At 43.4% G+C, this 4,927-nt stretch carries 5 protein-coding genes; 3 read left to right on the top strand and 2 right to left on the bottom strand.

Features of this window, described 5'->3' with window-relative positions; genetic code table 11:
* Positions 1-172 precede the first annotated feature (172 nt).
* Both GNE10_RS32055 and GNE10_RS32050 read left to right on the top strand, forming a co-directional pair.
* Positions 173-1,438 carry an MFS transporter gene (locus GNE10_RS32055; RefSeq protein WP_185570006.1) on the top strand — a complete coding sequence of 422 codons (1,266 nt, stop codon included), beginning with the start codon at positions 173-175 and terminating at the stop codon, positions 1,436-1,438.
* A 151-nt stretch (positions 1,439-1,589) separates the two neighbouring features.
* Positions 1,590-2,483, top strand: a complete 894-nt coding sequence (locus tag GNE10_RS32050) for a phosphotransferase (protein ID WP_311774904.1) — start codon at positions 1,590-1,592, stop codon at positions 2,481-2,483.
* Positions 2,484-2,501: 18 nt separating this feature from the next.
* Here GNE10_RS32050 and hisIE read toward each other — a convergent pair whose 3' ends face one another.
* Together hisIE and GNE10_RS32040 are read right to left on the bottom strand one after the other, a co-directional pair.
* The gene (gene hisIE, locus GNE10_RS32045; protein ID WP_185570005.1) at positions 2,502-3,152 is read right to left on the bottom strand and encodes a bifunctional phosphoribosyl-AMP cyclohydrolase/phosphoribosyl-ATP diphosphatase HisIE; all 651 of its coding nucleotides are present in this window, start codon (positions 3,150-3,152) and stop codon (positions 2,502-2,504) included.
* A gap of 103 nt (positions 3,153-3,255) precedes the next feature.
* On the bottom strand, positions 3,256-3,444 hold the full coding sequence (locus tag GNE10_RS32040; RefSeq protein WP_099067989.1) for a ChaB family protein: 189 nt from the start codon (positions 3,442-3,444) through the stop codon (positions 3,256-3,258).
* Between the two features lie 106 nt (positions 3,445-3,550).
* On the opposite strand from GNE10_RS32040, the gene hemL reads away from it, so the two are divergent.
* Positions 3,551-4,849, top strand: coding sequence for a glutamate-1-semialdehyde 2,1-aminomutase (gene hemL / locus GNE10_RS32035; protein WP_185570004.1), 1,299 nt, complete (start codon positions 3,551-3,553; stop codon positions 4,847-4,849).
* The last annotated feature ends 78 nt before the right edge of the window (positions 4,850-4,927 follow it).

The raw sequence follows: 4,927 nt of genomic DNA, 5'->3' as shown, positions 1-4,927 counted from the left end.
GGACATAAGAAAGAGTTTTTAAACATGGAGCAGATGTAAAGATGTATTTCGAGATACGTACTACGAGAAATACGGCGTCCTTACTTCAAGTCCCTAACTTTAGTTATGGAGTTCCCTTTTCCCTTTTCCCTTTAACCTTTTCCCTGCCCGAAGGGCATTGACATTTAAGTTGATGAAATTAGCTTCCCAATTCCAGTTATCCTCATGGTTGCCTTCGATACATCCCCAGGTATGGAGTTTGGCCATTGGTAGATTTTTATCAGAAGTTGGCACTGGCTTTACTTTGTTTTATGCGCCGATCTTTTTCGTCAATGAAGTTGGTTTGTCTGCAACCGCCGTTGGTGTAGCCTTGGCTAGTGCGTCGATTTCCGGCATTGTTGGGCGAATTGTAGGTGGTTCTTTGGCTGATTCCGGTAAATGGGGACGCCGCCGCACTTTATTGCTGGCGACGGCGATTTTAGCAGTTGCTTCTGTAGTTTTCGCTGCCAGCAGTAATTTTACTGTTTTGGTAATCGGTAGCTTGATTCACGGCTTAGGGATAGGTTTGTATTGGCCAGCTATGGAAGCTGTTGTTGCTGACGCCAGCGAAATAGAAAATCGTCGGGAAACTTTTGCTATTAGCCGATTAGCAGATAATCTGGGGTTAGCCATCGGAATCACCTTGGCGGGGTTTTTGATAGGAATAATTGGGAGTTATCGCTGGCTATTTATAATTGATGCCATCTCTTTTTTAGTGTTTTTTGGCGTTATTTATGTAGGAATTACTGAAACCAACCAGCAGGAAACCGGAGGTGAAAAAACACAATATTTCGCTTCTTGGATGGCAGTATTGAAAGATGGTCGTTTTTTGATTTACATCGCCGCTAATATCTTCTTCACAATTTACATTTCACAAATACACAGTATCTTGCCGCTTTACTTCAAAAACTTTGTCATTGAAAGTACTGACAAAGGATTTGCTGAAATTATCATTAGCAGAATATTTGCTTGGCATTTGATGGTAGCTATCATCTGTCAGTTACCTATTACCGCCCTTTTAAAACGTTGTTCTCATACACTCGCCCTGACTATTTCCGCCATTCTTTGGGCAATTGGTTTTGGATTCATTTGGGTAAGTGGTACTGCTGCATCTGGTAATTTAGCTTGGGCAACATTGGCATTGGGAGTATTTGCTGTCGCTGTTGTTTCCTACACTCCATCTGCTGCGTCCTTAGTCACTGAGTTAGCCCCGGAAAATCAACGCGGCCTTTATTTCTCTATTAATGCCTTGTGTTGGGCCGTTGGCTCTTTTATTGGTCATCCTTTGGGTGGATGGGCATTAGACCAACCACAAATCATAACCGATCGCTTTTGGTTGGGCTTTTCTTTCAGCGTGGCGATCGCTGTGGTAATTTTACAGTACTTGAATCGAATTTTGGCTGATTCATCATCAAAATAGTGGTATGCTCGTACTTAGAAAGTTTCTCAGGAGTTAAATCACAGTGGTACGTTGATACAACAAACAGGCAAATCATTATCACTCGCTGCGATCGGGCTAAAAGTTCGATAAATATTGATTTTTGTTTGTTGTACTTATCTCAGGATTTACTGTGAATATTCCTTTGTCGTATCTCGAAAAAATTCGTGCTATCTATCCCAATATCTCTATTGACCATCTTGACTTTAATCAAGATGGGATGGTTAACGATGTGGTAATTGTTAATCATGAGATTGTGTGTCGCTTTGCCAAAGACGACTGGGGAAAACAAGTGCTTTTCCATGAAGCTAAGGTGTTGGAAGTGGTGCAAAAATATGTTGAACTGCGGGTTCCATACTTTGAACACCTAGAAGAAGGCTTTGTTAGCTACAGATTTATTAAAGGTGAGCCGCTATCCCGTAACACCCTCCTTAAACTTAGTGAAGCATCACAAGTGCGTATCATCTCTCAACTAGCCAGATTTCATCACCAATTGCACAGCATCCCAAATGAAGTTTTAGTGAATGCTGGGGTGTCTTCTTCTGGTGCAGAACGTTCCCGTGAAGATTGGTTGCAATTGTATGAGCAAGTTCAAGAAACTCTTTTTCCTCACTTATGGCGTCATCAGCAAACTTGGATACATGAACTTTTCGCGCCCATCATTACAGGTGAACTTGACCTCACTTACACACCCGTACTAATCGACGGCGATAAGGCAGTGTATCACATTCTATTTGACCCTCTATCAGAGAGCATCAACGGTCTGATTGACTTTGGCACAGCTGGTTTGGGCGACCCCGCTTGCGATATTGCTGTGGAACTCGGTAATTACGGAGAAAGTATTGTGCGACGTATGGAAAGCGACTATCCCATTTTGGCGAGTGTCATTGACCGGGCACGTTTCTGGGTGGGAACACTTGAACTTCAGTGGGCTTTAGCTGGGATAAAATTTAACGATATCTCATTATCGTTAGCGCATATTGGTTCGGCAAGAGAAATTCAACCTGTAGGTACACGAATAAAGTAATCCTCTTTCTTACAGTGACTATCGGCGACGTTCTTGGAGCTTACGATATACAGATTTTAAATCAACTTGATGATGAGCTAGGGCGACCAAAGTATGATACAGCAAATCAGCGACTTCACCGGCGATCGCTTCTGGCTCATCATCCTTAAAAGCCATTACCACCTCGGCACTTTCTTCACCGATTTTCTTTAAGATTTTATTATCACCACCTGCTAATAACTTGCAGGTATAAGAACTTTCAATTGGATGATCCCGGCGATCGCAGATTACTTGAAATAATTGTGACAATGTATCTCCTGGTGGAGCAGCTATTTTTCCTTCTATTTGGTGAAAGCAACTTCTTTCTCCTGTGTGGCAGGCAATATCTCCTACTTGCTCCACCCCAATAAGCAAGGCATCACTATCACAGTCATAACGAATACTCTGCACTTTTTGGATATGCCCAGAAGTCCCTCCCTTATGCCAGAACTCTTGGCGAGAACGACTCCAAAACCAGGTTTCTTGTGTTTCCAAAGTTTTTTGTAACGACTCTTGATTCATCCACGCCATCATCAGGACAGTGCCATCCAGATAATCTTGGACAATTGCAGGCACTAGACCCCGTTCATCGTAGCGAATTTTTTCAACAGGAATGGCGTAATGTAGCGAATGGGAATCGTTAGAATACATACCTTGCTAGTCTGCTCTAATGAGAATGATTCATGGATTCACGATACCATTCTAAATAGGGCAGATGTTATGTTTTTCTAAATTCAGTTATCTTAATTTAGCTTTAAGCAACAGCATTTCGTTCCATAGCAGAGTGCATCTTCACAGCACTGAGGGCAACTTGATGAGCTTTAGAAGCCTCACCATACCAATGAATTGCCGAGTTAAAAGCTGCCCGGTATAAATCTTGATATGCCTCAGATAATCGAGTCCGAATATCTAAAGGCAAGTCATCGTTAGACTTGTATAACATATTGTTATTTTCTTGGTTCCGCTAATTTTATACGATAGAAGTTCTGAACAGCTTTTGACCCTATCCTAAGATAGAGCTTTTTATTGCCCACTGTTAGGAGAGAACCTTGGTAAATACCCCAATTAAAACAACAAAATCACAAGAAATCTTTGCCGCTGCTCAAAACCTGATGCCAGGAGGAGTCAGTTCTCCAGTTCGTGCTTTTAAATCTGTAGGCGGACAGCCCATAGTTTTCGATCGCGTTAAAGATGCGTATATTTGGGATGTAGATGGCAACCAGTACATAGACTATGTAGGCACTTGGGGCCCGGCTATTTGCGGTCATGCTCATCCGGAAGTCACAGCAGCTTTGCGTGAAGCCCTAGAAAAAGGCACTAGTTTCGGTGCCCCCTCAGTACTAGAAAATGTTTTGGCAGAAATGGTCATTGATGCCGTTCCCAGCATCGAAATGGTCAGATTTGTTAACTCTGGAACTGAAGCCTGCATGGGAGTTTTGCGGGTAATGCGGGCTTTCACTAACCGAGACAAAATCATCAAGTTTGAAGGCTGCTACCACGGACACGCCGATACGTTTTTAGTGAAAGCGGGTTCTGGTGTGGCTACACTTGGTTTGCCAGATTCCCCTGGTGTACCAAAATCGGCAACTAGCAGCACTCTCACAGCGCCTTACAACGACTTGGAAGCCGTCAAAGCCTTATTTGAGGAAAACAAAGATGAAATTGCTGGTGTGATTCTAGAACCAGTGGTCGGTAACGCTGGATTTATTGCGCCGGATGCTGGTTTCCTGGAAGGACTACGGGAACTGACTCACGAATATGGGGCGTTGTTGGTGTTTGACGAAGTAATGACAGGCTTCCGCATTGCTTACGGTGGCGCTCAAGAAAAGTTTGGCATCACTCCCGATTTAACAACCTTGGGTAAGGTCATTGGTGGTGGTTTGCCAGTGGGAGCCTATGGCGGTCGTCGAGATATCATGTCATTGGTTGCCCCAGCTGGCCCTGTATATCAAGCCGGGACTCTTTCGGGTAATCCCCTGGCCATGACTGCTGGGATTAAAACTTTGGAATTACTGCAAAAGCCTGGTGCTTACGAGTATCTTGACCGAATTACTAAAAAGCTAGCAGATGGTTTGCTACAAGTGGCGAAAGAAACAGGTCATGCTGTTTGTGGCGGTCAAATCAGCGCTATGTTCGGCTTATTCTTTACCTCTGGCCCAGTTCACAACTACGAAGATGCGAAAAAATCTGATACAGCCAAATTCGGACGCTTCCATCGTGGTATGTTAGAACGCGGTATTTACTTAGCACCTTCTCAATTTGAGGCTGGTTTTACATCTTTGGCTCACACCGACGAAGATATTAACCAGACTATAGCCGCTGCAAGGGATGTTTTGTCTAATTTATAGACAGGAGTCAGAATTCAGGAGTCAGAATTCAGGAGTCAGAATTCAGGAGTCAGAATTCAGGAGTCAGAATTCAGGAGT

It is taken from the genome of Nostoc sp. 2RC (assembly GCF_014222165.1).
Lineage (GTDB): Bacteria > Cyanobacteriota > Cyanobacteriia > Cyanobacteriales > Nostocaceae > Nostoc > Nostoc linckia.
This window is presented reverse-complemented; position numbering and strand designations above follow the sequence as displayed.

Bases quoted from the DNA above. Each gene is read 5' to 3' on its own strand.
- hisIE (WP_185570005.1), bottom strand. From the start codon at position 3,152: ATGTATTCTAACGATTCCCATTCGCTACATTACGCCATTCCTGTTGAA.
- GNE10_RS32040 (WP_099067989.1), bottom strand. From the start codon at position 3,444: ATGTTATACAAGTCTAACGATGACTTGCCTTTAGATATTCGGACTCGA.
- GNE10_RS32055 (WP_185570006.1), top strand. From the start codon at position 173: ATGAAATTAGCTTCCCAATTCCAGTTATCCTCATGGTTGCCTTCGATA.